The 1,005-nt window shown below is 33.8% G+C and carries 1 protein-coding gene; it reads left to right on the top strand.

Annotated features, from left to right (window positions below):
• Positions 1 to 765 precede the first annotated feature (765 nt).
• Positions 766 to 966 (top strand): hypothetical protein, encoded by a 201-nt coding sequence (locus ACFOWS_RS18935; protein WP_379768133.1) that lies wholly within the window; start codon positions 766 to 768, stop codon positions 964 to 966.
• Positions 967 to 1,005 lie beyond the last annotated feature (39 nt).

The following is a 1,005-nucleotide window of genomic DNA, read 5'->3' as shown; positions in this document are numbered from 1 at the left end:
ATATGCCAGTGGTTCTTGTAATATCCGAATGACCTTTTGATCAAGAGTATTTTGAGTTTCCCCCCTACATATCCGAACACAGTTATATCTGCTGTGACCGAGCATTCAAAAGAATCTTGTTTTACTTGGATTTCTTGGAGACTTTCTTGTCTTGTCATTTGGAATTGATTGAATCTCTACGAGGTATAAAAAAATATACCTTTAAAAACTGTGTAAAAGTAACACAAAAAGTGAAAACGATGTCGAATGTTGCTCCGCAAAGAGCATCAAAAAACATCAAAAATAAGGAATTATAGGGCACAGTGCCAGTAATCCACGGTGGGTATGTATTGAGCTTGGTAACACTGGTTTTATATCTAAAGGATAAGATATTGTGCCGTTTAAGTCAACCATTTATGAATAGATTAAAATTGCTTTGTGTTGCCTTATCAACAAGAGAAGTCCAAAAGCAAAGAACCACCTTGGTCGAAAATACGGTTTCGAAGTTCTACCCTGAGTAATAATATCCTGAACATTTGTATTTCAAACAAAATACTTTTTTTTGGAAAATAAATACAAGTTCAAAGGGCTAACAGTAACTAAAGCTTAAGGGGAATCTCTTTTAGAAAAACTAATGTTTTTTCTGCTTTCCGAAATTTTGTTTTTGATATAAAATGAATTTTTAACCGTTGGGGATAAAAATATCTATATATTTACAACTGTGTAAAAAGTACGCAGAAACTAAAATTTGGTATTGAGCCTAGAACCAACCACCAAAAAAAATCTATGGAAAATCCAAAACGTAGAGAAGTTAAGGACAAAGTGTTGGCCGCTCATTTTTCGAAGATGGGTACTACCCTTTGTTTGAGTAGCGGCAATCAAAATTTATTTATGGTATTGAGGTTCCCATTGATGGTGGATTCAATGTTTTTAGTGGTTGATAAAAACAGTAGTGTAGTGACAAAAAATCAATTTTTATGGGTTTAGAACAAACATGGCGATGGTATGGTCCAAAAGACCCAGTTT

Source organism: Flagellimonas marina (assembly GCF_042651185.1).
Classification (GTDB): domain Bacteria; phylum Bacteroidota; class Bacteroidia; order Flavobacteriales; family Flavobacteriaceae; genus Flagellimonas; species Flagellimonas marina.
Note: the sequence above shows the minus strand (reverse complement) of the source record. Positions and strands in the feature narration are given on the sequence as shown.